The 26,247-nt window shown below is 68.4% G+C and carries 22 protein-coding genes and 3 pseudogenes; 19 read left to right on the top strand and 6 right to left on the bottom strand.

The window, feature by feature from the left end; translation table 11 throughout:
• The first annotated feature begins 63 nt into the window (after positions 1–63).
• The 16 genes and pseudogenes from JNO44_RS15835 to JNO44_RS15765 all read left to right on the top strand — a co-directional run bounded on the left by JNO44_RS15835 (position 64) and on the right by JNO44_RS15765 (position 16,175).
• Entirely contained in the window at positions 64–657 is a 594-nt protein-coding gene (locus JNO44_RS15835) for a TetR/AcrR family transcriptional regulator (RefSeq protein WP_420882649.1), read from the top strand.
• 201 nt (positions 658–858) lie between these two features.
• Positions 859–1,230 (top strand): annotated as a pseudogene (locus JNO44_RS15830) (SDR family NAD(P)-dependent oxidoreductase); the annotation flags it as partial.
• Positions 1,231–1,994: 764 nt separating this feature from the next.
• Positions 1,995–2,149 (top strand): annotated as a pseudogene (locus JNO44_RS43470) (IS5/IS1182 family transposase); the annotation flags it as partial.
• A 598-nt stretch (positions 2,150–2,747) separates the two neighbouring features.
• Entirely contained in the window at positions 2,748–3,134 is a 387-nt protein-coding gene (locus tag JNO44_RS15825; protein ID WP_205364793.1) for a peptidase inhibitor family I36 protein, read from the top strand.
• A 1,161-nt stretch (positions 3,135–4,295) separates the two neighbouring features.
• Positions 4,296–4,667, top strand: coding sequence for a beta/gamma crystallin domain-containing protein (locus JNO44_RS15820; RefSeq protein WP_205364792.1), 372 nt, complete (start codon positions 4,296–4,298; stop codon positions 4,665–4,667).
• Positions 4,668–4,883: 216 nt separating this feature from the next.
• The gene (locus tag JNO44_RS15815) at positions 4,884–5,441 is read left to right on the top strand and encodes a transposase domain-containing protein (protein WP_205364791.1); all 558 of its coding nucleotides are present in this window, start codon (positions 4,884–4,886) and stop codon (positions 5,439–5,441) included.
• Positions 5,438–5,767, top strand: a complete 330-nt coding sequence (locus tag JNO44_RS15810) for a hypothetical protein (RefSeq protein WP_205364790.1) — start codon at positions 5,438–5,440, stop codon at positions 5,765–5,767. Before JNO44_RS15815 ends, JNO44_RS15810 begins: the two co-directional genes overlap by 4 nt.
• A 260-nt stretch (positions 5,768–6,027) precedes the next feature.
• Positions 6,028–6,267 (top strand): hypothetical protein, encoded by a 240-nt coding sequence (locus JNO44_RS15805; RefSeq protein ID WP_205364789.1) that lies wholly within the window; start codon positions 6,028–6,030, stop codon positions 6,265–6,267.
• A 507-nt stretch (positions 6,268–6,774) separates the two neighbouring features.
• Entirely contained in the window at positions 6,775–8,616 is a 1,842-nt protein-coding gene (locus tag JNO44_RS15800) for an IPT/TIG domain-containing protein (RefSeq protein WP_338058568.1), read from the top strand.
• 378 nt (positions 8,617–8,994) lie between these two features.
• On the top strand, positions 8,995–9,921 hold the full coding sequence (locus JNO44_RS15795; RefSeq protein WP_205364787.1) for a hypothetical protein: 927 nt from the start codon (positions 8,995–8,997) through the stop codon (positions 9,919–9,921).
• A gap of 252 nt (positions 9,922–10,173) precedes the next feature.
• Positions 10,174–10,998 carry an IS5 family transposase gene (locus JNO44_RS15790; protein WP_240167555.1) on the top strand — a complete coding sequence of 275 codons (825 nt, stop codon included), beginning with the start codon at positions 10,174–10,176 and terminating at the stop codon, positions 10,996–10,998.
• Positions 10,999–11,300: 302 nt separating this feature from the next.
• Entirely contained in the window at positions 11,301–11,771 is a 471-nt protein-coding gene (locus tag JNO44_RS15785; protein WP_205364786.1) for a hypothetical protein, read from the top strand.
• Between the two features lie 47 nt (positions 11,772–11,818).
• Complete coding sequence (locus JNO44_RS15780) at positions 11,819–12,463, top strand: hypothetical protein (protein ID WP_240167554.1); 645 nt, start codon at positions 11,819–11,821, stop codon at positions 12,461–12,463.
• 307 nt (positions 12,464–12,770) lie between these two features.
• Positions 12,771–13,421, top strand: coding sequence for a hypothetical protein (locus JNO44_RS15775; protein ID WP_205364785.1), 651 nt, complete (start codon positions 12,771–12,773; stop codon positions 13,419–13,421).
• Positions 13,422–14,038: 617 nt separating this feature from the next.
• Positions 14,039–15,331: a hypothetical protein gene (locus JNO44_RS44445; RefSeq protein WP_205364784.1), complete on the top strand. Its 1,293-nt coding sequence runs from the start codon at positions 14,039–14,041 to the stop codon at positions 15,329–15,331.
• Positions 15,332–15,758: 427 nt separating this feature from the next.
• Positions 15,759–16,175 carry a hypothetical protein gene (locus JNO44_RS15765; RefSeq protein ID WP_205364783.1) on the top strand — a complete coding sequence of 139 codons (417 nt, stop codon included), beginning with the start codon at positions 15,759–15,761 and terminating at the stop codon, positions 16,173–16,175.
• A 76-nt stretch (positions 16,176–16,251) separates the two neighbouring features.
• On the opposite strand, the gene JNO44_RS15760 is transcribed toward JNO44_RS15765, so the two are convergent.
• Positions 16,252–17,244: a helix-turn-helix transcriptional regulator gene (locus JNO44_RS15760; RefSeq protein WP_205364782.1), complete on the bottom strand. Its 993-nt coding sequence runs from the start codon at positions 17,242–17,244 to the stop codon at positions 16,252–16,254.
• 94 nt (positions 17,245–17,338) lie between these two features.
• Between JNO44_RS15760 and JNO44_RS15755 the strand changes: the two genes are divergently transcribed.
• Together JNO44_RS15755 and JNO44_RS15750 are read left to right on the top strand one after the other, a co-directional pair.
• Positions 17,339–18,868 carry an MFS transporter gene (locus JNO44_RS15755; RefSeq protein WP_205364780.1) on the top strand — a complete coding sequence of 510 codons (1,530 nt, stop codon included), beginning with the start codon at positions 17,339–17,341 and terminating at the stop codon, positions 18,866–18,868.
• Between the two features lie 183 nt (positions 18,869–19,051).
• Positions 19,052–19,387: pseudogene (locus JNO44_RS15750) on the top strand (IS5/IS1182 family transposase); the annotation flags it as partial.
• Positions 19,388–19,486: 99 nt separating this feature from the next.
• Here JNO44_RS15750 and JNO44_RS15745 read toward each other — a convergent pair.
• The gene (locus tag JNO44_RS15745; RefSeq protein ID WP_205364779.1) at positions 19,487–20,317 is read right to left on the bottom strand and encodes a helix-turn-helix transcriptional regulator; all 831 of its coding nucleotides are present in this window, start codon (positions 20,315–20,317) and stop codon (positions 19,487–19,489) included.
• Positions 20,318–20,421: 104 nt separating this feature from the next.
• Here JNO44_RS15745 and JNO44_RS15740 point away from each other — a divergent pair, with 104 nt between their 5' ends.
• Complete coding sequence (locus JNO44_RS15740; RefSeq protein WP_205364778.1) at positions 20,422–20,793, top strand: cupin domain-containing protein; 372 nt, start codon at positions 20,422–20,424, stop codon at positions 20,791–20,793.
• 386 nt (positions 20,794–21,179) lie between these two features.
• Here the strand turns inward: JNO44_RS15740 and JNO44_RS15735 are convergent, their stop codons facing one another.
• The 4 genes from JNO44_RS15735 to JNO44_RS15720 all read right to left on the bottom strand — a co-directional run bounded on the left by JNO44_RS15735 (position 21,180) and on the right by JNO44_RS15720 (position 26,220).
• Complete coding sequence (locus JNO44_RS15735) at positions 21,180–22,970, bottom strand: WD40 repeat domain-containing protein (protein WP_205364777.1); 1,791 nt, start codon at positions 22,968–22,970, stop codon at positions 21,180–21,182.
• A 23-nt stretch (positions 22,971–22,993) separates the two neighbouring features.
• Positions 22,994–23,824, bottom strand: a complete 831-nt coding sequence (locus tag JNO44_RS15730) for a nucleic acid/nucleotide deaminase domain-containing protein (protein ID WP_205364776.1) — start codon at positions 23,822–23,824, stop codon at positions 22,994–22,996.
• Between the two features lie 12 nt (positions 23,825–23,836).
• A complete protein-coding gene (locus JNO44_RS15725; protein WP_205364775.1) occupies positions 23,837–24,466 on the bottom strand; it encodes an SUKH-4 family immunity protein in 630 nt (209 codons plus the stop codon).
• Between the two features lie 68 nt (positions 24,467–24,534).
• Positions 24,535–26,220 carry a nucleic acid/nucleotide deaminase domain-containing protein gene (locus JNO44_RS15720; protein ID WP_205364774.1) on the bottom strand — a complete coding sequence of 562 codons (1,686 nt, stop codon included), beginning with the start codon at positions 26,218–26,220 and terminating at the stop codon, positions 24,535–24,537.
• Positions 26,221–26,247 lie beyond the last annotated feature (27 nt).

Genomic DNA, 26,247 nt, shown 5'->3' with positions numbered 1-26,247 from the left:
ACTCTCCGGTTCGTCGCAAAGGTAACTGGGGAACTCCCCGGTTGTCTAGTTAGACTGCTTCACATGACGAAAGAAGATGCCTTGACCACCCAGCCGAGCCCGCTGCGTGCCGACGCCCGCCGCAACCGCGAGCGCATCCTCGAAGCGGCCGTACGCGCCTTTTCCGACAGGGGTGCGGACGTCCCGATCGACGCGATTGCCAAGGCCGCGGGCGTCGGCTCGGCCACGCTCTACCGCCACTTCCCCACCCGCGAGGCACTCATCGAAGCGGCCTACCGCAACGAGCTGGCCCGCGTCTGCGACAGTGCCGCCGAACTGCTGGCCGACAACCCGCCGGATGAGGCGATGCGCCTGTGGATGGACCGGTTCATCGACTACCTGGCCACCAAGCAGGGCATGGCCGACGCCCTGCGCGCCGCGGTCGCCTCTGGCGCGGACCCCTTCGCCGAGTCCCTCGACAAGCTGAGCACCGCGATCGGCACCCTGCTGCACGCCGGCACCGAAGCCGGTCTCCTGCGCTCGGACATCGAGCCCATCGACGTCGGCCTCAGCCTCTCCGGCATCGCACTGGTCACCAGCTCGCCCGCCCAGCGTGGACGGGCCGGACGCCTCCTCGACCTGCTCCTCGACGGGCTCCGCTGCGGCGCAGGCCGATAACCCACCCCCGGGCGCACGCTGCACAGACCCGGCACTGGACATCGGTGCCGGGGGGGGCTCGGCTGGGCGGTCATGGTTGCCCCTGGTCAGGTGATCGGCCTCACTGGACAACCGGGGAGTTCCCCGGTTACGTTTGGAGAGAACCGGGGAGTCTCCCGTTTGCTGTCTGTATCAGCTCACCTTGACGAGGGAGAACCCTTGATGACCAGCGAGAACACGACCCTGATCACCGGCACGTCCTCCGGATTCGGCGCCACCAGCACCGCCGACGACGTCCTGCAGGGCATCGACCTGACGGGAAAGCTCGCCCTCGTCACCGGCGGATACTCGGGGATCGGCCTGGAGACCACCCGGGCGCTCGTCAAGGCCGGCGCCCACGTGGTCGTGCCCGCCCGCCGCCCGGCCGCCGCCGAACAGGCGCTGGCCGACATCCCCGGAGTCGAACTGGACGAGCTGGACCTCGCCGACCTGGAGAGCGTGCGCCGTTTCGCCGAGCGGTTCCTGGCCTCCGGACGCACCATCGACATCGTCATCGACAACGCCGCGATCATGGCGAGCCCGGAGACGCGGGTGGTTGACGATCCCGACTTCGCCGAGGACATTGACGTTCAAGTCGTATGACCGGCACTGGTTTCCCTGTCTGATGCCGGATTCGCTGCCCCCATGTCCGCCCATCCTGGTGGCATGTACCGTTCCGGCACCGAGGGTCCCAATGACCCCAAAAGCGGCGAACGCAACGGCAGCCTTGTGAAGCTTACGCATTTTTCTCCATAGATTGAGGCTGATGCGATCAACGGTTGATCGAACCACTGTGATAGCGAAAGATTAATGGCCCTATCTATCGGTTAACCGTGACAAGGAATCGCCAAATATTTGGCCGCCCACAAGAAGAACCAAGCGAGATCTCGCGGGCTAGTAATATCGTTCTTGATGGGTGTGAGACAGGGTTTTTAGGCGTGATCCCGAAGATTTCCCGGGGTTTGCCACGGCGCCAGGCATTGAATTGCCTCCACCAGAGGTATATGCGCGTTTCGCCGCTATCATTGAAGTGTCGTTCCCTAAGGTCAGGCAAAGGCCCGGTTTGGCCGTCGTCCCAACGGGCCGCGTGCCGCGCTGGGGTGTGTACTCGGGGTATGCGGCCTGCGTGAATGCATTTCTGCCCCCGGCTGGCGCTGGACTTCCCGACAGTGCGAGTCGGGGGCCGGCATGCAACCTTAATCTTTGCAGCTTGATGTGTGGCGGCGAAAGATCCGCCCCTGCTTAAACGTGCCGCCTAAGTGGCAGTGCATCACGGGGCGGTGCTTAAGACGTCATCTCATTTAGAGTTCGTGTGCCACCGTCGGTTCACCGGGTGGACCGCCGTCCGAGTCTGGGCGAAGCTCCGCCGGCTCATCCTTGACGATCTCAGTGCGCGATGGTCTGGACTGGTCGCACTGCGCGGGAACTGACAGGTCCGAATCCTGTCAACCGGGGCACGAAGGGGTCGAAGATCACTTCCTGGCCTTCACTGCCTTGGCCTGCAGCTTCACCTGCTACCGCAGACTGACCATGCCCGCCTGGCTGACCGCCAAGCTTCTGGCGGCCTGAGTGGGTTGTTTCTTCGCGCGAGGGGCTTGCGCTTTTCGTCGATACGCTCACTGCGGATTTCATCGCGGCGATGCCGCTGGTGAAGAAGCCGGCAGAGGGGGAGGGGCGGTGGTCTTGGGGCGCATCGTTGTTGTGTGGCTGGGCATCTATGCCGAGCTGGTTCGAGGCTTGGTGCGGTCGCCGAGGTTGGAATGGTGAGCCTTAGATGGGCAGGCCAGTGGGGCGGCGCGGGACGTTCGGATGCTTGATGAAACGTCACTTCAGCGGAATGGAATGTCTGATGTTTGCGGGGCTACCGTGACGATTGCGGCGAACGCTCATTCGGGCGTTTATTCATCGTTTATTTTTCGCCGTCATGATTGCCGGTGTCGTGCTTGCGGGTAGGGTTCGATGCGCTTGACGGATTCGCTCTTCGCCGGCAGCAGAGCACGGCTGAGAAACCCGTTCGGGGTGCCCTGGATTCGGAATTTGGCATTCTGGGGTCCAATGCTGAAGGAGACGTCATGCCCGTTTTACGCAAGTTCGTGGTCGCAGCTGCGGTCCTGGCTGGAACAGTCATCAGCGCCTATCCGGCGTCCGCTCAGCCGCTCGCGTCCTCGTCCTCTCACTCCTCCACCGGCCATGCCCGTCTGACAGGTGGTAGCTGGACGGCCTACTCCGAGAAGGACTGGTCCGGTCCGAATACGACGTTCTCCGGAGACGTCGGGGACTGCCACTACGTCGGCGACAACTGGAACGACAAAATCCGCTCCGCCCGCGCCAACGGCGCCAACGTCAAGGTGGAGCTGTGGGACAACTACGACTGCACCGGGGGGTCGATCACCATCGACGGGTCCGGCTACCACGAGATCGGCGCTTGGGTCAGCGCCTACCGCGTCACCGCTGCCTGACCCGCGGTGTTCTCGATCGAGCGGTCGGGACGTCGGCGAGCTGCCGGAATCAACTGAGACAGCACGCTTGACCTGCGGCTTCGTGCCGGGCCCGGGGGCTCGCCGCCATGCCGCTTCGATCCTCCGCCCCGATAGGCGTTGAGCCTGCTGGTGAGCAGCTGCGGCCCGCAAGTACCTGATGTGCTTGCGGGCCGCAGCGATGCGCACTGTGTCGTTGCGTTGGACCCTGTCCACCAGTTCTAACCATCCAGAGCCTGGCTGCTCTGTGGAGACATGAGCGTCAGAGAAGACGTGGGTGCAACCTGATGCGATCAGCTCGGCAGCCTGGCCGTCACTCTCGGCGGAGGCGGCCTTCGCGTATCCGTAGACGGTCATACGCCTAGCGCACTTGCGGCAATCAGGAGGGTTTCCTGATTGATTCGAGGAGGTTGCGTGGTCTGGCCCGACAGTGACCGTCGCTCCTGTCTCCCAGCGGACCGGGTGGTCCGTCGCCTGTCCGTGTTGAGGTGCGACGGCTTCCGGTGCGTGGCCATCCTGTGGGACACAAAGGCGCGGGCGGAGTCACAGGTGCATCGCCACGCGGGGCGCAACGGTGGAGGTAACTCGGCGTCACCGGGAGCACGTGGTCCTTCCGGGCGAGCAGGGGCTCGCGGCCGGCTCCGGGGCATTCGGGTCCGCTCCCCGGATGCCCCGGCGAGAACACACCCCCGGCCGTCTCGACGGTGCGCGCGATGACGGACTTCCCCTGTAACGGGACTCCTTCTTGGTCAACACGCCTGGCAGCAAGTTGATCTCGAGGGGTCCCATTGTCGCTTTTCAGGGCGCAACGACCCGAGAACCAAGGACCAAAGCCCCTCGAACAACCCAATCACCACGTAACGCAACGGTGTTGACGGAGACACCAACGCCGCTGCGTTTAACGTGGTGATCGGGATGCAAGTCTGTGACGTCGCCGAGGACCCCTCGCATGCCTTCGGTATCGGGCCGCCAACTCCCGCCCGCTCGCCGCCTCAGTAGACGACGGCTCTCGTGCGAGGGTCGGATAGCGAACGGTGGCCGGAGACAGATGGCCGAGATGGATCTCGCGTCCGGGGGGCTCGATTGAGGAAGATCCTGTCGCTCGTACCGGAAGTAACGGGATCGACTCAGGGAAGGTTCCTCATGTTCAAGCGCATGATCGGGATAGCCACCGCATCGATCGCACTCGGCCTCGCCGTTGCCGCACCCGCTATGGCCCAGGAGAGCACTGGCACAACCGGTGGCCTGACGGCACGGCCCGCCATCACCAACCCCGTCTGCGACGGCAGTGACTATGTCACCGTGTACTCCGACTCCGGTTCCACCTGCTACGCCAATGCCGGCAGCACCCACCCCAACATCCACAACGTCCAGCGGGTGTGCAGCGGGAACAACGACATCACCGTCACCTTCGGCTCAGGCGGGCCGGTGGACCAGTTCATCCAACGGCACGACTGCTACTCCCTCATGGGCTGGGCTGGCGACTCTTACCTCACCTATCTGTGGATCCACTGAACAGCACACGGCCAGCGTCAGCCGGGTAGCCGCTGCCCTCTGGGGGTGAACGGGCTGATTGACGCCCCGTTCATGTGGGCAGTCGCAGGTCAAGGGGGTTGAGGGAGGCAACGGGACGCCTGTGGATCAACGATCGGCGAAGTAAGTCGATCAAGGTCAGGGGTCCCGTCGCGGGAGAAGTCGGTCACCTTACGGCTAGTCGAGGTAGCGGCCGGGGTGTTCGCGCCGGGGCATCTGGGCGAGCTCACGCAGGTGGTGGACTTCGCGCTGGTGGACGCGGTACTCACGGAAACCCGAGCGGTGCAGCGGCGGGTCCGCCTGCTGCCTGCCCGGGTGGTGGTGTACTTCGTCCTCGCACTGGCCCTGTTCGAGGACTGCGGGTACCGGGCGGTGTGGGACGAGCTCACCGCCGGCCTGGCCGGGGTACCCCTGGTGCGTCCGCACACCTCCTCGCTGTCGCGGGCCTGCCGCCGGCTGGCGGCGGCTCCGCTGAGGGCCCTGTTCGAGGCCCTGGCCGGAGCGGTGGCCTGGCGGGGCGGGCCGGGCGCCGACTGGCGCGGGATGCGCACGGTCGCCTTCGACGGCACCGGCCTGCAACTGCCCGACCGTGAGCCGGTCACCACCCGCTTCCCCAAGCGGCGCGCGAGCAGCGCGAGTTCGGCTACCCGCTGCTCCGGTCCATCACGCTGGTCGAGACCGGCGCCCGCGCGATACTGGACGGCGCGTTCGGGCCCGAGGCTGACGGTGAACTCGCCTACACCACCCTCCTGTTGAACCGCCTGGAGCCGCGGATGCTGGTGCTCGCGAACGCCGCCTTCGCCGCCATCGCCTTCCTGCGCGACGTCCGCGCCACCGGCGCCCACTTCCTGGTGCGCTCTTCCGCCCGCCGCAGCACTCTCGTCCAGCGGCTGCTGCCGGATGGGTCCTACCTGGCCTGTCTGTCCGGCCCCTACCGGGCCGGGTACGGCTACCAGCCTCTGACCGTTCGCGTGATCGAGGCGTGGATCACCGTCACCCTGGTCACGGGACCGTCCGCCGCGAGCCCTGGCGGCTGGTCACCAGCCTCCTCGACCACAAACGCCACTCCGCCGACCCGCTAGTGACGCTCTATCGCGAGAGGTGGTAGGCGGAGACCTGTTACGCAAGCTTGAAGGCGACCCTGCTGGACGGCCGGGTCCTACGCTCCGGACACACCCCGCAGACCTGGAACGGGAGATCTGGGGCATCCTCGCTGTCTACCAGGCACTCATCCGCACCGCCGCGGACGCCGCGGCCGGACGGCCGGGCCTGGACATGGACCGGCTCGGCTTCACCGTCGCTCTCCACGCCGCCCGCGACCAGGTTGACCCTGGCCGCCGGCGTGCTGCCCGAGGAGCCCGTCCGCCTGGTCGGCGCAACCGGGCACGCGCTGCTGGACAACCTGCTGCCCCCACGCCACCGTCAGCGGCTGAAGGCCCGCAGCCTGAAGAGCGCCAGCAAGTACATCCCGAACATCGGCAAGCACCCCGCCACCACCCAGAACTACACCCTCCACATCGAGACCACGGTCATGGAAAACGGAGTTGCGCCCCGCCCGCAACGCTCAATGCAGCGGCGTTGACGGAGACATGCATGCACGATCTTCGCGCAGTGCTGGAGCGATGGAACCGGGAGATCAAACGCAGGGCCGACGTCGTGCCCCGCGAGCGCGCAAGAAGTGGCAACGCGACCTGGACTGCGGTGGGTTGGGAGTGGAGCAAACTCTTCGTTGCACCATCATCTGCATCCGCGCACGATCGGATGACCTGGGGGCGTGATTCGTTTCTCGCGCGCCCACACCGTCCCCCCTGAATGCCCGATTTTATCCACCTGCGCCCCGCAGTGGCCTCTTACGGTGAAAGGTCGGAAACATGCATGATATTCGCGGCGAGCAAGACCGGCCCACCGTGACCGGCCCACCGGAATCTTCCTGATGGACGTCCGTGCCCTCGCCAGCCCTCAGCCATGGTCACAACTCAGCACGGGATGCATTCGAGGCATCCCGCGAACTCTCTTGCCGGCAGGCCGGAAGGCAACGCTGCCTTAAGGCCGGCTTGTCGGCCAACCAGGTCTTCCACGGGGCGACTTCGTGTGCGGACCGGTAGGTGACGGCACGCCGGAGACTGGGGGCCACCGTCTCGATCGGGGTGCCGACCCATGCCGGGGCGTCGGGTCGCCGTGTCACAGAGAGGTGTCATCGATGTCCTTGGTCTACGTCGCCAATCTGCGGGGGAATTCGGTCTCGGCGATTGATCCGACGACCGATACGGTCGTCGCGACCATCCCCGTGGGCCGGTTTCCCGAAGGGGTAGCGGTCTCCCCGGACGGCGCCCACGCCTACGTCACCAACGATGCGGACAGCACCGTGTCGGTGATCGACACCGCCGCGAACACCGTCACCGCCCTCATCCCGGTCGGCCGGTTCCCGAACCCGGTGGCGTTCTCCCCCGACGGCGCCCACGCCTACGTCGGCCGCTTCGTCAGCCCGGGCATCGGCGGCGTCGACGTCATCGACACGAGCACGAACACGGTCACCGCCACCGTCCAGGTCGGCAACCAGCCGTTCGGCATCGCGGTGACCCCGGACGGCACCCACGTCTACGTGGCGTGCTTCGTCGGCAGCAGCGTGTCGGTGATCGACACCGCCACGAACACCGTCACCGCCACCATCAGCAGTCCCAGCGCGAGGACCCCGGCCGGCATCGCGATCACCCCGGACGGGTCCCACGCCTACACGGCCAACTTCAACAGCAACAACGTGTCCGTCATCGACACCGCGACGAACACCATCACCACGCTCATCCCCGTGGGAAGCGGCCCGGAGGGCATCGCCATCAGCCCGGACGGCACCCACGTCTACGTGGCGGACGCCAACGCAAACAGCGTCGCAGTGATCGACACCGCGACCAACACCGTCACCGCCACCATCGCGGTCGGCGCCTCACCGGTCGCCGTCCTGGTCGACCCGGCCGGCACAACCGCCTACGTCAGCAACGCCGGCGCCAACACCGTCTCCGTCATCGACACGGCAACGAACACCGTCACCGCCACCGTCGCCGTCGGAAACACCCCGTTCGGCCTCGCCGAGGCCACCGCCCCGCCGACCGTCACCGCACTCAACCCCACCCACGGCCCGGAAGCAGGCGGCGGAACGATCACGATCGCCGGCACCCACCTGGCCGGCACCCAAGCCGTCACCTTCGGCACGACCCCCGCCACCGACGTCACCGTCGCCAACGACTTCACCGTCACGGCGACGATCCCGGCACACACCGACGGCACCGTGGACGTCACGGTGACCACGCCCGCCGGCACCAGCGCCACCAGCCCCGCCGACCTCTACACCTACGACGAGCCCGCCCCGACCGTCACCGCCCTGAACCCGACTCACGGATTCGCCTCCGGCGGCACCAGCGTCACCATCACCGGCACCGACCTGCTCGGCGCCACCGCTGTCACCTTCGGCACCACCCCGGCCACGTCCTTCGCCGTCAACGACGACACCTCGATCACCGCGACAGCTCCGGCCGGCACCGGCACCGTGGACGTCACGGTGACCACGCCCGCCGGCACCAGCGCCACCAGCCCCGCCGACCTCTACACCTACGACCCCGACACCACCAACCTCACCGCCCACCCGATCGTGGCCTCCGTCACCCCGCCCGGCCCGCCGGACATCTTCCTCGACCTCTCCGCCACACTCACCGACACCATCACCGGACAACCCGCCCCAGGCCAAACCATCAACTTCACCGTCGGCACCCACACCGTGTGCACCGCGGTCACCGACAGCACCGGCACCGCAACCTGCCACAGCCGGGTCGCCTTCGTGGAAGCAGTACGCCACAGGCAGTACACCGCCACCTTCGCCGGCACCCCCGCCCTCGCCCCCGCCACCGACACCGCTCCCCTCATCCTGATCCACACCTGAGACCGGACCAACCGAACCTCACCATCCCGGCGCGGTGCCGGCCCCACCGCGCCGGGACAACAACGACAAGGACCTCCCGGTACTCCGCCGATTCGCATCGCCGAGCTACCAGGAGGCCCGGTCTTAGTACGACCGGCAAATGGCGGTTGTGGGAGGTCAAGGACTGACGGCCGGGCCGCTGCGAAAGGCCATCTGCCGGCCCGTCACTGACCACGGTTGCCATTGGAGTTACGTACACTTGGTGATGATTGCGCCACTTACCGTCATCTCCTTGATGGCTTGGATGCGCAATTCGGCCGGAATGGTGATCATCGGATGAATGGGAAATTGATCATGCGTCGTATTCTCGCTTCGGGTGACACCGTTCGGATCTATGACATGGATGATTCCGATTGGCTCTGGGAGTTCGACCACAAGGTCGACTCGCGGTTCCAGAAGGGCGGTGAATACGCAGGATTCAATGGCCCGAACGACTCGAAGATGCGTCAGGACGTAAACGGGAACGAGTACATCGTCCTGACCGGTGGCGGGTTCGCCATGGTGATCGGCTATCACGACCGCCCGTATCAGCCCAGCGATCTCCTGCGTATCGTCAAGACTGGCGGGGGGCCGCACGCCGTGGAAGTGCTGCCGGACTGGAGCCTTGTCAGCGCGTCTCCCGGTGGCGACGAAGTCCGGGTTCACCGAAGTGGACAGGACGACTGGACCCATAGGCTCGACGATGCCCACGGGCTTCTCTGGGATGACACCGCGGAGATTCTGTGGGCCCTCGGCCGACACGGGAGCCCCAGGAAGTCGGGCGGACACGGTGTGCTCCGGGCGTACAGGTACCTGGGCTCCGAAGCCCAGGAGCCCCTGAAGCAGGTCGGCGAGCACAAGGTGCCCACCTATCCCGAGCAGCTCAAGGAGCTCGCGAGTAAGTACGACCGCGAGGAATGGAAGCAGTTGGGGGCATACGACGGCTGGTGGGAGTCACCTCACGACATCACGCCGATTCCGGGGTCTCGATCCTTCTACATCACCACGGACGCCCGGGTGTTCAGATTCGATCTCGACGCCGGGGGGATTGAGGACGTCTCTCCCAAGTTCGAGTACCTCCCCGAGATCAAGGGCCTGAGCGTGCATCCCGATAACGGCGAGATCGCCGTGCTCAAGAATGACGTCCCCGGCGGATACACCTCTGAGTACATCCGGTTCTTCGACCCCCGAGGGGAACGGAAGGTCGGAGCGCACGGAGACTATAAAGTCCGTTGGGCGGACAACGACCCGAAGTGGACCCCCGCCCTGAAGCAAGCTCCTGTGTGAACATTTCCGGCGCCACCAGGGCTGTCGGTCGTCGGAGTCCCGTTGCGTGGCAGCGCGGTTGGGCGCACGCGGCCGATCCGAATGTGAGTCGTTTGGCTCAGACCAACCGGCAAGAGGCGTCCGAGAGATAGGACGGGTATCAGAGCGGTCACAGGTCCACATGGTCACGGAGTTCTCTACTGTCAGTGATCACGAAGGACAGCCGTGCCCGCGTTGCCATCTTGCCTTTTCGAACCCGTCTGGGACTAGTTCGTGGCTCTCCTACCTGATCGGAAGGAGTTTGCGTCTGGCCACCCGCTCGGCTGCCACCGCCGCAGAGTCCCCGACCGGACGGTGTTTGAGCACGTGCTGCTCGCGCTGGTCCACGGCTCGGTCTATAAGCGGATCTCCAGCCCTGGATGCTCCGACCGCACCATCCGCCGACGCGTCAAAGAGTGGGCTGAGCGCGGGATATCCGAAGCGGTCCACGTCCTCGCCCTGGAGGCGTACGACCGCGTGATCGGCTTGGAACTGTCCGAGGTGTCCGTGGACGGCTGCATCACCAAGGCCCCGTGCGGAGGCCAGAGCGGGGGCCGGTCCCCACTGGACCGTGGGAAGCAGGGGCTGAAGCGGTCGATCGCCACTGACGCGGGCGGCGTCCCGCTCGGCCTAGTCGCGGCGGGGGCCAACCGCCACGACTCGCCACTTCTCGGACCTACCCTTCAGGCGGCCATGGACCAGGTCGGCCCGCTGCCGGACGACGTGAACGCCAATCTCGACAGGGGCTACGACAGCGACAAGTCCCGGATTCTGCTGGTGGAGTTGGGCTTCACCGGTGGGATCGCCCGCAAGGGCATGCCCGCCCCGATGCAGGCCGGCAAGCGAGGGGTCGTGGAACGAACGCACTCGTGGATGAACGGATACGGCAAGCTGCGGCGCTGCACCGAGAAGAACAGCACCATCGTGGATTTCTACCTTCACCTGGCCGCCGCGCTCGTCACACTCCGCAGGCTGATCCGCCGAGCCACCACCCGCTACCGCTGGGACGGACGCCCACTGCACGCCGCCTCATGTGATCCATTTGCCGGTCGGCCTTAGGTTCCGTTTCTTCGATCACGAACGGAGCCGGATGAGGAGTGCGGCGGCGGTGACGGTGCCGAGGAAGACGTACCCGCGCTTGATGCCCCTATGGGCCCCGTGCATCGTGAAATCGCAGGTCACGGGTCTGGTGTGAGTGACGATGCGGGCACTCTCGCCGGTCGGCGGCGGATGACCGTGGCGTAGATCATCGGGCAGGTCCGGTGTCGGTGGTCTGCCGGGTTCGGCTGCGCCCACGGCCGACCGCCGCCTACGATCCGTCAGCAGCTCGACACGCCATGAGATCGCGGGAGGCTGCGAAGATGCAGGAGCGGCAGTGGATCACCGCGCGCCGGAGCGAACTGGACACCCTTGCCGAGCAGTTGACCAAGCAGCTGCGCGAGGTCCGGGTCGAGCGGAACGAACTGGCGGTCGCGGAGTGGGCGTTGAACCGCCTGGCCGAGCAGGCTGAACAGGCTCGGGCTGACTCCGGGGCTGCCGATCCGGTATCGGCGAAGGTGGCCGGGCGGGCGGTCCTGCTCATCCCGCACCGCACCGCACCGCACCGCAGCGACGCGGCCGACGAGGATGCGTTGCCCGGCGATTACCGCAAGATCCTGACGATCGTGCGGGCGGCCGACGGCCCGATGCAGGTCAGGGCGGTCGGCGAGCGGCTGGGCCTGGACGCCCCGGTGCGCGGCAAGCTGGAGCCGTTGCGGGCGCAGATGGCCAAGCTCGCTGACCGCGGCTGGCTGCACAAGCGGCCCGACGGGAAGTTCACCGTACGTCCGTGACCACGCGGGGCTTAACTGGCAGGCGGTCAACGGTAGTTGAGCCGGGCGTGAAGAAGTGCAACCACACAGCCGAGGGCCCTGACGGTCTTGTCCACACCGCCCGCCTGCCGCTGTCGAGCGCCACCTTGAACTATCTCGCCGACCTGATGCGCGGCCATCTGAAGAAGATCGACTCCCGGTGGCGGGCGCTGCCCGCCGGGAAGATCGCCACCATCGTGCTGGCGGTCCCGCGCTGTGACCAGCGGCCCGGCGATCTGGCCGGCGGGAACGGGGTGCACCGCACCACCGAGATCACCACCTGCCGCCACGACAAACTCACCGCCCACCTGCGGGCGGCCGGTCTCGGTGCCATCGCCGACCGGGGGGTCGTCGGCCTCGACGACAGCGGACCGGACACCGACCCCGCGGTGATCACCGGCTGCAAGGCCGCCCGGAAGCGGCCCTTGACGCGAAGTCAGAATCTCTCCAACAAGGCATTGGCGGTTGTCCGGTCGACGGTAATCGGATGTGGACGGCGGAACAGCCCCTACCCCTGGGATTCGTCCGACGGGTCGCTCTGGGCGCGGACGGGCTTCCGCGCCCAGAGTGGTGCGTTCGCTACTCGTCGCCGTCGTAGTGCTCGTACCGGCCGTGATGGATCACGATGCGCTCGGACATGGCGGCACCTCCTCTCCGCAGGCGCGGGTGAGTGACTCCTATGCTGCTCTGCCACATCCGCGAGCGCACCTTGCCCCTGCCGCTGCAGTATGTGATTCGGCCGCTCCACTGAGCGACGCGACGCCGATGGATGGGATGGCATGCGAACAAGGCACCGAGCCCATCCCAGGGAAGTGGCAGCCCTGGGGGCAGAGGGCCCGTCGGACACGCCTTAGGCGACATCGTCAATCCTGCGTTGGCACGCCATCTGGATGGTCCGCAGGTCTTCGAGTAGTTCTTTGTGGGCGGCCTCAGTTGGTGGCTCAGCGGGAGTACCCGTGGGAGTCGGGACGGCCGTCGCGGATGACGTGCTTCCTGACGGACGCGGAGTGGCTGCCGGAGGACCTGGGGCGGGGGCAGACGCTGAACGGGTTGCCGATGGACAAGGCCGCCTTCCGGGTGCGGCCTGATGGCACGGAGCTGAACCGGCTGGACTGGTGGATCGACTTCGTGCCGGTGGTGCATATCGCGAACACGATTCCGCACGGCGGGGAGCACTGGGGGCAGCCGGTTGTCGCGAAGGTGCTCCAGGGCCTGGATGAGCTGGCGGCTACCGATTCGGACAGTGCGGCGGCGTCGGCGACGACGGGGACGCCGATCATCGGGCTGGCGGGGGCGCGGCTGCCGGTGGACCGCACGACGGGCAAGCCGCAGCAGCTGACGGCTGCCGAGGAAGTGGCGCGCATCCGGGTGGCCACGGTGCAGGACCAGCAGCAGGCCACGATGCAGGCAACGGCGCCTGGAGCGGACGGCGGCGTGGCGTGGAGCGTGGTTGATCTGCTCGAATTCCTGCGGTCTCTCGCTGGTCGCGAGCTGTTGGTCAAGCTGGGCTGCGGGCTGCGGGCTGCGGGCCGGAGCGGAAAGCCACCGCGCCAGTCCCCGACCCTACTAAGAAGCCGTATCTCTATCGATCATGAGGACGGTTCTGATGGAACAGGGTCCCTGGACGGGTGATCTCGACCGGGTGGACGCACGAGAACAGGGCCCCTTGGTAGCTCGGGGTTGCAACACCGACACGAGCACCATGGAGGCCCTGTTGTTCCGGTCTTGCCTGCCGGTCCCCGTCCCGTCCAACTCCCGCGTGTCGTTGTGCGATTGCCTCGCGCACCGATTCGGGAACGCGTCCGACCGTCCAGACCGGTGGCCGGTAATCCGGTGTCGTGGAGGGAGGTAGTCCACACACAGCCGCTCGGCTGGGGCATGCCCGGCGGTGTAGTCGCGCGCGGACAGACACGCAATCAGGCAACGGCGGCCCTGCGGCATGCTTCTGACGTATTCCGGTTGGCCTCCAGCTTCAGCCCCTTGGCCTGCTCTGCAGCACCTGTCTGGCCGTACATGTCGACGAGGGGGCCTGCGTTCTCCATCCAGGTCAGGGTGCAGCCCCAGCCATCGGCGCTGCGACGGCTTTGAACGACGTCTGCGACATGCGGTCGCGCAGGGCGGAACATGGCTTGTTCTGTCATCGCTCGTGCGGGTGGTGCGGTGAGTGGCTACGTGCGGCGCGGGCAGCTATGCGAGGCGATTGGGGAGCACGAACGTCACCCCAACTTCCGTTCTCCATAGGGGTTTTCATGCGCATCTACCGCAGGCCCGAAGCCGGACTCCCACCCCGGCCGACGGGCCGACGCCTGTTCGCCACCGGGAAGGCGACAGTTCTCGCCGCAGGGCTACTGCCGCTCGTCCTCGCTGGCCCGGCCGACGCGGCGCCGCCGCAGGACCTGCGCTGCGGCGAGAAGAACTGTGAGTACTTCTACCCCGCCGGGCAACGCGAATGGCTGCTCACCGACGTGAAGACCCTGACGGTCTTCCTCTGGGGCGGCGCCGGCGGTGGCGGCGGGGCCGGCGCTGGTGCGGGTGGCGCCGGTGGGGGCGGAGGATCGGGCCTGGAGAACTTCGGTGCCGGCGGTGGTGGCGGCGGTGGTGGCGGTGGGGCCGGCGGTGGTGGCGGAGGAGGGACCGCCGGCACGTACGTCAAGTGCACCTACACCTTCGACAAGCCGACCACGCTGGACTTCAACATCACCATCGGCCGGGGTGGCACCGCAGGCGCGCCCGGCACACCCGGTGGCGAGCCCGGCCGGGGCGGGCGCGGCGAAGCTGACGGCGGCAGGGGCGAGCAAGGCGTCGACGGCCTGGCCTCCACCGGCGAGGGCACAGCCGGCGGTGAGGGCGAGGCCAGCGTGATCAAGACCAAGGCCGACTCGCCGGCCTCCCTGGAAGTCCGGGCCCCCGGCGGCATCGGTGGTCTGGGCGGTAAGCCCGGCGCCGGCGGCAAGGGCGGCTGGCTGGGCAATGGGCTTGCCGAAGGCGGTGATGGGGGTGTGGGCGGCCAGGGTGGTGCAGCTGGCGCGGCCGGCACCGCCAAGGCCACCTGTACTCCGGCGAACCTGACCGATCAGGTGGCCGAGCCGACTGCCCTCGGCACAGCCGGAAAGGATGGTGGTGCGGGAGCCAAGGGCGGCAGCAAGAGCGGCAAGAACGGCGGCTCGGGAGGCAACGGCGGCGACAGTGGCGCCGATGGCCTCGGCGGCGAGGCCACGGCCACCCCCGACCTGGCGGTGCTCAGGGGCGGTCACGGTGGCGACGGCGGTGCGGGCGGTGGTGGCGGTGGTGGCGGCGGCTACGGCTGGGGCTTCACCAACGGAAACGGTGGCACCGCCGGAAAGGGCGGCAGCTGCAGCTTCACCTCCTGCGCTGGCGCCATGGGCACCAACGGCACCAACGCCTCCGGCGGCAGCGGCAAGGACGGCGGCGGGGGCGGTAAGGGCGCCGGCGCCAACCCGGTCGGGCGGGCCTCCGGTGCGAGCAGCGGGCACAACGGGGCGCTTGTCCTCGGCTGGACCACCTTTGGCCAGCCACAGTAAGAAGCCGTATCTCTATCGATCATGAGGACGGTTCTGATGGAACAGGGTCCCTGGACGGGTGATCTCGACCGGGTGGACGCATGAGGACAGGGCCTCTTGGTAGCTCGGGGTTGCAACACCGACACGAGCACCATGGGGCACGATGGCCCCCGTCACCGGGACCCTGGCCACTGCGCTCCCCGGTGCCAGATCGGGCGCTCCTCGACGGTGGCGTGCAAATCCCGGTCATTCTGGAGGTTCGCGATCTGAGCCCAGGGCGCGGTGGTTTAGAACGTCGTGGCCCGGATCTCGCGGTTCCTCTCTTCGACAGTCCCAGCAAGGTGATCTGTCCTTCTTCGACTCCTCTGGGGGAACAATGGCGTCCAGGCAATGGGCGGTTGGCGCCTGCCGGACCGCAGTCCGATTCGTGCTCTGCGCGGTAACGGCAATGGTGGTCGCGCTGAGCGGGATCAACCCCGCGGCTGCCGCCGAGCCACAGGACTTCCACGTGACTTACCAAAGCGGCACCGGTAGCACCACCCGCAACTCGTACTGGGTGGACATCACGGGTACGGTCACCCGGATCGGTGATCAGTACGAACTGTCAGGCGTCGTAAGGTCCCGGTGCCACCGCGATTCGGGGCCGAATCAGTCATGGAGCCTGGCTTTCGGATCCAGCGCCGAAAGCTGGCGGTATGTGCAACGCCCTTGCGGCGAAAGCGGCATGGAGCAGTACAACACAGAGAAGATCACGGAGGCAGGCCCTTTGCGCCCGGACGGGCGCGTATACCTGCAGGCAGGCGCGTACGGTGGAGAGGGGTTCGGCAGCTGGGGCTGGGGAACCCAGCGAAGCGTCTGGGTGTGACCGCGATGGCGTCAGCGCGATGGACAGCGGGGGCGGCCTGCCCGCTCCCGGCGACGGGGGCCGGGGCTTGCCTTTCTCACTCCTGCGTCGGGCCGCCGCCCTCGTACCGGGCGAGCATCTCGGCGAGTGTGGCCCGCATCCTCTCCCGCAACTCAGGCGGCCCCACCACCTCGGCACCCACGCCCAGTAGCAGCAGCTTGGGGAGAGCCTGTTCACAGGACTCGATGGGGACGACCACCCGCGTCCAGCCGTCGGCGTCGGGCGCCGCCGCCGACTCCTCGGCGGCCCGGGCCGCCGAGGAGTCGAGTATCTGCCCGATGTCCGCGAGAGCCTCGGGCGACAGGCGGAGCACCGCCTGGTCCCGGTATCGGCGTGTGTCGAAGGACGTCAGGTACTCGCGCCAGTGCGTCGCCAGATCGAATCCGGCAGGCCACGTGAACGTCCCGGCCAGGGGCTCCAGTTCGGTGATCCGGGACACCCGGTAGGTCCGCACGCCGTGCGCGGACCCGGCCACCAGGTACCAGCGGCCGGCCTTGAGGACCACTCCGTAGGAGTCCACGGTCCTGGTCACTTCGTGCGGGGTGGCCCAGCGTTCGTACCGGATCCGCACCTGCTGCTGGTTCCAGACCGCGCTTGCCACCGCGGACAGCCAGGGCGTCTCCTCGGAGTCCTGGTACCAGGCGGGGATGTCGATGTGGATCCGCTGCCGGGCCTGTTCGGCGCGTTCGCGCATCTCGGGTGGCAGGGCGGCGGTCAGCTTCAGTTGCGTCTCGGCGGCCACGGCCCCGAGCCCGAGGTCGGCTGCAGCTGCGGGCAGGCCGGTCAGGAACAGGGCCCTGGCCTCGTCGGCGGTGAGCCCGGTGAGCCGTGTCCGGTAGCCGTCGAGCAGTTGGTATCCGCCGTCCGGGCCGGCCTCGCCGTACAGCGGGATGCCGGAGGCGACGAGCGACTCCATGTCCCGGTAGACGGTGCGGACCGACACCTCGAGGGTCTCTGCCACTTGCCGCGCGGTCATCCGGCCGCGCGTCTGGAGGAGTAAAAGGATGCTCACCAACCGACTAGCCCGCATGGAGGAAAAGTATCCGGGTCACTGACAGTAGATGTCAGTGACCCGGATCTAGCCTCGGACCCGTTCATTCGACCCGAGGATGGAAGACCCTGACATGACCAGTCCGCAGACTGCCGGCCGTGCGGCCGAGCCCACGTCCTGGGCGCCCTTAGCCGTCGTCCTGATCGGCGGCTTCATCGCCTTTCTGGACTTCTTCATCACCAACGTCGCCATCCCTTCGATCCAGAGCGACCTGGACGCCGGCGCACCTGAGACACAGCTCGTCATGGTGGGTTACGGCGCGGCCCTGTGCGTAGGACTCATCACCGGCGGTCGGATGGGTGACATCTTCGGCCCTCGCCGGATGTTCGTGATCGGCCTGGCGTTCTTCACCGCCGCATCGGCGGCCTGTGGCTTCGCGCCCAGCATCTGGTTCCTGATCGTCGCCCGTGTCATCCAGGGCCTCTCCTCGGCGATGCTGACCCCGCAGGTGCTCGCCGTCGTGAGCCACGTCTACACCGGTGAGGCGCGGGGCCGTGCCTTCAGCGCATACGGATTGATGCTGGGTCTGTCCGGGCTGTGCGGGCAGCTCATCGGCGGCATGCTGATCGCCCTCGATGTCGCCGGGCTCGACTGGCGAACCGTCTTCCTGATCAACATCCCGATCGGCCTGGTGATCCTGGCCCTGACGCCGCGGATCGTCCCCCACATCCGCACCGGGACCGGCGCCAAGCTGGACCTGCCGGGTGCCGCCCTGGCCATCGTGAGCTTCGCCGCGGTGATGCTGCCGCTGTTGGAGGGCAGGGAACAGGGCTGGCCACTGTGGGCGTGGCTGTCGCTGATCGCGGCCGTGCCGTTGTTCGTCCTGTTCATTACGCACCAGCGGCGACTGGCCGCGCGCGACGCGGCGCCGCTGATCGACCCAGGGCTGTTCCGCGAGCGGGGATTCACCGTCGGCGTCAGCGCGTACTTCGTGTACTTCATGTCGATGGGTTCCTTCTTCCTGCTGTTCGCGATCTACATGCAGGAAGGCAGGGGCTGGGACCCGCTCCCCTCGGGGCTGCTCTTCACCACGATGAGCGCCGGCTTCTTCGGCTCGTCGTTCCTCGCGCGGAAGCTCGCCGCACGCATCGGCAACCAGGTCATCGCCCTGGGCGCCGGGTTGGTCGCCGTCGGCTACGGGATGGTCGGACTGATCGTCGCGCACATCGGCACGGCCGGCACGGCCGGCTGGGTCGCGCCCGGACTGCTGGTCGCCGGCTTCGGCATGGGCCTGGTGGCCGCGCCGCTGCCCGCCGCGGCCCTGGCCGGCATCGACCCGAAGCACGCCTCCTCGGCCTCCGGCGTGCTGTCCACGGCGATGGAGGGCGGCGCGGCGCTCGGCGTATCGCTCGTCGGCGTCGTCTTCTTCGGCGCACTCGGCGACTCGCCTGCACTGGACAACTACCCCAAGGCGTTCTACCTCAGCATCGCGGTCATCGTGGCGTTCCCGGTCATCGTCACCCTGCTCGTCCAGGCACTACCCAAGCCGGCCTCGGCCGTCGCGGGCGAGGGCCAGGGGCAGGGGCAGGGGCAGGGGGAGGAAGCCAGCGCGGTGGAGCAGCCGGTGCGTAAGACCGACCGGCAATACGCATCCGAACGCTGACCGGGTAGCAGAACGGGCACGGATCTACGTGATCGTGGAGCTCTCTACGCTCTGCGATCGCGAAGGACAGTCGTGCCCGCACTGCCATCATGCCTGCTCGCCCCCCTCCGGGGGCAGTTCGCCGCGCTCCTGCCGGCCCGGGGGAGTTCGCCACGAACCAACCGCTTGGCTGCCACCGCTGCCGTTGGCCTCCTGCCGGACGACGTGAACGTCAACCTCAACCGGGGCTACGACAACGACAAGTCCCGCATCCTCCTCCAGGAGTTGGGCTTCACGGGCGAGATCGCCTGCAAGGGCGTACCTGCCCCGATCCAGGCCGGCAAGCGGTGGACTGTAGAGCGGACGCACTCGTGGATGAACGGCTACGGCAAGCTGCGGCGCTGTACTGAGAAGAACGGCGCCGTCGTGGAGTTCTACCTCCACCTGGCAGCCGCACTCGTCACGCTTCGCATACTGATCCGCCGAGCCACCACCCACTACCGATGGGACGGTCGTCCCACCACGCGCCGCCTCAAGTGATCCATTTGCCGGTCGGCCTTAGGGCGATTCTGACCGCATGGGTTCGCCGGGTTGATCGTCAAAGGCGGAGGCGTTTGAGGCGAGCATCCGATGCGGGGCTCAGGAGGTGGTTGGGTACGAACCGGTGCGAGTGCGCTGGTAGCGCGCGGGGGTGGTGCCGACGTGGCGTGTGAAGTGTCGGTTGAGGTGGGCCTGGTCGTGCAATCCGATGGTTGTGGCGACCTCGGCGGGTCGGTGGCCGTCGAGGAGGAGGCGACGGGCGTGTTCGATCCGCTTGCCGGTGAGGTAGGCGTGTGGCGGAAGGCCGTAGGTCTGCTTGAAGCAGCGGATCAGGTGGGTGGGGTGGGCGTGCAGGGTGGCTGCGGCCTCGTGCAGGGAAAGGCCGACGTGGGTGCGGGAGTCCAGAAGTTCCCGCAGCTCAGCGGCGAGCCGGTTTGCCTCGCGCCCCGGAGCGCGGGGCTGGAGCCTGGCGAGGTGGAAGTGGAGCCGTTCTCGGATGAACGAGAGGCGGGACTCGGCTTCGAAGCCGTCTCCGGGATGGACGAGTGCGGCGTGCAGCTGGTCGATCCGGCCGCGCAGCAGTCCATCCTTGAGGACCGGAGTGTCCACCGCCCGGCCGGCCAAATGCTGCGGGAGTACGGAGCCGTCGAGGTAGAGGTTGCGCTTGCGGAACCCGGACTCGGTGACGGTCCGCCCGTCATGGGGCACGCCGGGAGGCAGCAGGAGGACGCTGGTGCTGCCGGTCGCCCCGTGGCGGTGACGGTCGAGTGCGAAGTCCACGGAGCCGTCGTCGAGGATCATCAGGTCCCACGTGTCGTGGGTGTGGGCCGGGTATGCGTGGTCGGTGAAGTGGGCGTGGAAGACCTCGGTGATCCCGGGGACCGGCGGCCGCCAGGCGCTGATGGACGTGTGGGGGCGATCAGAGGCCATGCCAGGAACGTACAAGACGTGCGGAGTCGGGGCGCGGCAGGCTCGTAGCACCGGCCGGGGGTGAGAAGCCGCTCCCGGTGCCCGGCCTTGAGGAAGGAAGCCGTATGTCCACGTCAGCAGCTCCCGTCAACCTCACCGACAGGCTCGCGCAGTTCAGCGACTTGTGGTCGCAGAAGAAGGTGGCGGCGCTCAACGACTACGAGGTCAAGCTGGCCAAACTGAAGGGGGAGTTCGTCTGGCACAGCCACGAGGACACCGATGAATTGATCATGGTCATCAGTGGGAGGCTCACCATCCGGCTCAGGGATGGCGATGTGGTGTTGGAACCCGGCGAGCTGTTCGTAGTTCCCCGCGGGGTCGAGCACTGCACCGTGGCCGACGAGGAGACCGCGATCCTGTTGCTCGAACCGGCGGGAACCATGAACACCGGTGGCGCAGGAGGACCGATGACCAAGGCGGCCGAGATCCTCGACTGACGCGGGGCGTCAGGCCGCGGCGTTGAGTGGCCGTCCATCCCAGCGGACACCCTTCTCACTGCGGGCGCGGGCGCGTTCGCGTCGTTGGGCAGCCAGCACGGCCGAAAACGGTCCACGGGCCGCACAAGGCCATACGGGGGACACCCGCGGGCCCGCACCGGGGCGCGGAGCCCGCGGCGCGGTCGAGGCGTGTGCGGCGACGCCAGGGCCGGCGACGGGCCCGGAAACCTCGCGCGTGGCGTCGTCCCGCGATGAGCCGCCGGCGCCGCTGCGGGAACTGGTCGCCGGGAGCCCGGAGTTGCGCGGCTCGTCGACCTGCTGCGCGGGAACTGGGGCCCGGGGGCGGGCCGATGGCCGTCCCCGGCCGACCCGTGGGGCGGGTGCGATCAGTTCCAGAGGCGGTCGAGGGCGAGTTGCAGGGTGTGCAGGCCGTCGGGGCCGCTGAGGGTCAGACGGCCGGAGGGGGAGAGCGTCAGGGCGTTGCAGCGGTACAGCAGCGGCAGGGTGCGGACGGTCCCGCTGGTGAGGTGCCAGAGGTGCAGCTCGGCGTCGTTCCAGGCGGCGGCCAGGAGCGGGCCGGCGGGGGTGTCGGCGGCGGCGAGGGCCGTGACGAGGGCCGGGCGCTGCTCCACGGGGCCCGCCATCGGTTCCCCGGACGTCTCCCACAGACGGATCGAGCCGTCGAGGGCGGCGCTGAAGACGAGGGTGAGGTCGTCGTCGGGCAACCGCAGGCAGGTGACGGCGGTGACGGGGACGCTGTGCAGACGGCGGGAGTGCGGCAGGGGCCGGTAGGCGGTCAGGGACCACACGTGGACGGCTCCACCGGCGTCGCCGACGACGGCCGTCGGCGACCGGCCGTCGGCGCCGAGCGCGGTGGGCCGGGAGGGCGCGGCGCTGAGCGCCGCGGTGCCGTGGTGGGCGGCGATGTGCCCCAGTACGGTGCCGGCCGGGCCCTCCTCGTCGGGGGTGAGGGGGAAGAGCGGCCCGCTGCCGTCGAACAGCAGCACCGCCTCCGGGTCGGCGGCGGCGAGGCCGAAGGGGCGGAGCCCGGCGGGTGTGGGCACCACGCCGGTGCGTTCGCCGGTGCCCGCGTCGTGGCGGTGGAGCCGGCCCAGGGCGTCCGCGACGAGCAGGGTGCCGTCCTGTTGCGGGAGGTGGCAGTGGGCGGCCGCCGGGACGTCGTGGCGCGCCCAGACCGCGGTCCACAGATGGCGTTCGGCCAGCGGGCGCAGGTATTCGGTGAGGGTGGCGCTGGTGGTCAGGGCGGCGGCGTGCAGGACGGCGGCGCGGGCCAGGTCGTCGTCCGCGGAACCGGACAGGTGGGGCGCGGCGCGGTCCCAGATGGCATGTAGGCCCGCGGGGGCGACGGTGGCCGGATCGCGGAGTGCCGCGGTGATGGCCGTGGCGGAGCCGTGGAGGAGGAAGCCGGGGTCGGCGAGCAGGGAGCCCGCCGCGGTGCCGCCGTCCTCGGTGCCGAGAACGGCGTCGAGGACGTGCTCGCGGGCGGCCGGCGGCGCCTCGTCCCACCGCGCCCTGCCGTCGGCGGTGCGCGGAACGGCGGCGAGCAGGGCCGCGGCGTCCGCGTCCGGGGCCTCCTCGGACGGGGCGGGCGGGGGCGCGGCGTCGGGCCAGGGGGCCTCGCCGAGGTCGATGACGTGGGGGTCCGTGTCGTCGAGGAGGCCGGTGGTGCCGGTCTCCGCGACGGCGCGCACGTGCGGGAGCTCCAGGAGCGGGACGAGGAACTCGTCGACGAGCGTGCCGGGGTCCGCCGGGGCGTGGTCGGCCGGTCCGCGGCCGGCGAGGTGCAGATCGGGCAGGAGGAGCAGCAGCGGCCGGGCGTCGGCGGCGACGCGGTCCAGGAGGCGGTGCGGGGGCAGCGGGCCGTAGCCGAGCTGGCGGCCCAGCTCCCAGGCGACGGAGTCGGCGATGAGCCCGGCGGCGGGGACCGTGGCGTGGACGGTGGTCCGCTGGTCGGTGCCCGCCCCGGCGAGGAACCAGGCGAGCAGATGGCTCTTGCCGCTGGCCCGGCCGCCGCGGACCAGGCAGAGCCGCGACAGCTCGCCGTCGGCCGCGGCGGCCCAGTCGAGCAGGGCCCGGCCGGCCGCCGCGTGGCGGTCGTCCAGCGCCGGCCAGGCCGCCGTCCCGGGCGCCTGCTCAGGGTGTGCGGTGGTCGTCATCGACGGTTCTCCCCCTGCCGCTGTCACTGCTGGGCGGCCGCCTCGCGAAGGAGGCGGATCCCCTCTGCCCGGGATTCGGCGCTCTCGCCGTAGGGGAAGTTGTGGGTCAACTCGGCGTCCGGGAACATCTGGGCCAGCCACAGCGAGCAGTAGTGGCCGGGCAGGAAGCACGCCTCCAACTCCGTGTGGATCCGCGTCACCTGGGACGGCTCGACGCCCGCGCCGCGCAGCGCGGACCACAGGCTCTCCTCGGGGTGCAGGGCGATGCCCCCGGCGCGGGTCACCACCTGCTTCTCGCCGTCGTCGCCGACGTACTCGAAGGCCGCGTACCACTCCGTGCCGGCGGTGTCCCGGATGTCGTCGAGGACCAGTGGCCACCAGTTCTCCCGGTCGGCGAAGGCCGCCGGGTCCGTGGCGCGCAGCTGCCGCTCCGCCGCGGCGAACGCCTCCGCGGCGGCCTCCGGCCGGTCGGTGCCGAGGATGACGCGCAGCGCCCGGTCCAGTTCGAGCAGGGACTGGGCGAACTGCTCGGGCGAGGAGCTCACGAACCGGGGCGGCTCCTGGTAGCCGAGCAGTACCGCCCGCACCTCGCCCCCGGGAGCGGCGCAGAGCTCGTAGCCGCGGTCGGTGCCCAGGCGCGCCCACTGCCGCTGCTCCTCGCGGGCCACCTCCGTCCCGACGGACTCCGCATAGGCGTCCAGCACGACGGGGTCGTCGGGGGAGGTGGAGAAATAGGGGCCGACCGTCCAGGGGACGGCGACCTGCACCAGCCGGCGGACGCTCTCCGGGACCGCGAACGGATCGCCCGCCGCCTCCGGTCCGAACGTCCGCAGTTCACCCTCGGGCACTGTCATGGACGACTCCGCCTAACCCACCGTCTCGTACACGTCTGAGAGGACACCGTCCCACGTCGGAACGGGCGCGGTGTCCTCGGCCTCCCCGTCGGCCTCCTCCGACCAGACGGGCTCCACCCCTTCGAACGGCAGCGGATCGGCGTTTCGCATGCGCTCCCGGAGGGACTCCGCCAGCGCCTCGGGGTCGGGCAGGTCCTCCGACACCGTGGCGTCGTAGCCGGGGCGCTCCAGTTCGAGGAGGTAGAGGAAATAGAGGAAGGAGTCCAGGCTCTGATTCAGCGGACGGGACGTGAACTCCCCGTCCGGCAGGGCGTGGACGGCACCGGAGAGCGGGTCCAGCACCACCACGTCGTAGTGGATCTCGCCCAGCACCAGCCACTCCGCCCAGCCCTCCGGCATGTCGTGGTACTCGGAGAAATGGCTGAGTTGCGCGCACCGGCGGAACCGGTCGGGGGTTTCCCCGGTGAAGAGGCCGCCGTCGAGCACGAAAAAGGAACTCCGGTCGTCCGGCAGGCCCGTGGCGGTCAGCAGCGCACGTGTCGTCGCATCGATTTCCGCCGGCAGCTTCGCTTCCTCCAGCGTGACGAGATTTTCCGGAGGGAATACCGACTCCATCATCGACCGGTCGGTGAGCTGGGGCATCTTCTGTCCTGTCGGTAAGGTGCGGGAATCCGGTGATCTTATCGGAGGCGACTTCTCCGCGTCAATCGCTACTTCTTGCGTCTATTAATGCCGTTGAGATACTTTTCCATTTCGTCGTTTCCCTTCTTCTTGGACTCCGCGGTGTCGCCGTACTCGACGGTGTGCGAAACCTTGACGTCGCTCGGGAGATGGTGCGACATCCAGGCGCTGCAGTCCCTGGTGCCGGGCCCGGTGGTGCAGGGCTCACGCTCGGTATAGAGCTCGGACATGCCCTTCGATTTTCCGGAGTCCAGGAACGGAATGCCGACCTGACGTTCGGAGTGCATTCCCGGCCATTTACTGCGGCCGACGAGCACGAATTCATCATCGGCGCCGCGTTCGCCATACCGCGCCGCGGCGTAGTTCCGACTGGAGAATTTCCCCTTGCTGACCCGCCCGTAATCTCCCTGCTTGCTGCCCGCGCCAGTGTTGGCGTGCCGCGCCAGCTGGGTGGCCTGTGACAGGTCCGTACTCCCGAACGCAACCTGCTGGGAGGGTTTCCGCTTGCGCTCGTCCGCCGGTGGCAGCGGATATTTTCCGGCCTCCCGCCGCGGAACGTGGTCGTCGCTCAGAAGTCCTATCGGCGTGAGCCGCTTCCGGTCCTCGGCGGTGAGGTCCTTGTGCCCTTCGGTGGTGAGACGGGTGACCTTCCCCTTGTCGCTGACGTTGTACACCGGCGCATTGCCGTGCGAATTCTTGCCGATGTTCTTGAGGTCGGTCGCGATACCTTCGTCGTTCTCACGATGGTTCAGCTTCATCTTCTTGACGCCGTTGACCATCTTGTCGTCGAGATGGTCCGCCGTCCGCTTGACGCCGGTCTCCAGCCCCTCCAGCGCCTTGTCGATCATCGGGGCGGCGGCGTTGGCGATGGCGTCCTTGCCGCGGGTCCGACCGTGATGGCTCTTGGCCCGCCCGAGCTTGCCGCCGGCCCCGCTGCGGAAGGTGCCGCCGGCGCTCTGCAGGCCGGTGACCACACTGTCGTGGGCGTCCGGATCAAAGGTGAAGCCGCCGCCGCCCCCACCGCCTCCGCTGCCGCCTTCCCCGCCGGCGCTGAGCAACTGCATCGCACCGGCCGCGGACTTCCCCGCCTCCTTGCCGGCCTGGGCCGCATGGCCGACGTCGATGCCCTTCTGCACCCCGAGGGCATTGGCCCCCACCTGGACCACCAGGTCGCCGACCATCGCCCCGAGCGCCTCCTCGATCGGCGACAGCGCGACGCTGACGACCTGCTCGACGACCTGCTCGCAGACCTCCTTGATGATCTTTTTCACGGCGATCCGGGTCGCCTGCGTACCTGCCAGCGCCCCCACTTCGGACAGGCCGAAGGTGAACGGCGCCGCCGCCTGGGCCGCGATCACCTCCGCGGCCAGGATGGCGAGTTGGGCGATGGCCGCGATCTTGGCGCCCTCGACGAGGCCGGCGACGACGTCCATGGCGGTCCCCGCCATGCGCCCGCACTCCGCGAGCCCCTTCAGGTGCTTGCCGTTGACCTTGCCCCAGTGGGCGTTGAGGGCCGCCACCCCCAGCGAACCCCCCGCCGTGCCCACCAGGCTCTCGATCACCTGATGCGCCTGGTTCGCCCCGTGTTCGATGTCGTCCGCGAATCCCCTCAAGGAATCGGCCATCGCGCGATAGTCGTCCTCGTCCACATTCGGCCACGAGACGCCGATGATGTCGAGGATCTCGTCGGCCCAACCCGGAAGTACCACGCCCACGCGAACACGCCCCTAACTGCCGTCCCC

The sequence above is a fragment of the Streptomyces noursei genome (genome assembly GCF_016917755.1).
In the GTDB taxonomy this organism is placed as follows: Bacteria; Actinomycetota; Actinomycetes; order Streptomycetales; family Streptomycetaceae; genus Streptomyces; species Streptomyces yunnanensis.
The sequence above is the reverse complement of the archived record's forward strand: the minus strand, read 5'-3'. Positions and strand labels throughout refer to the sequence as shown.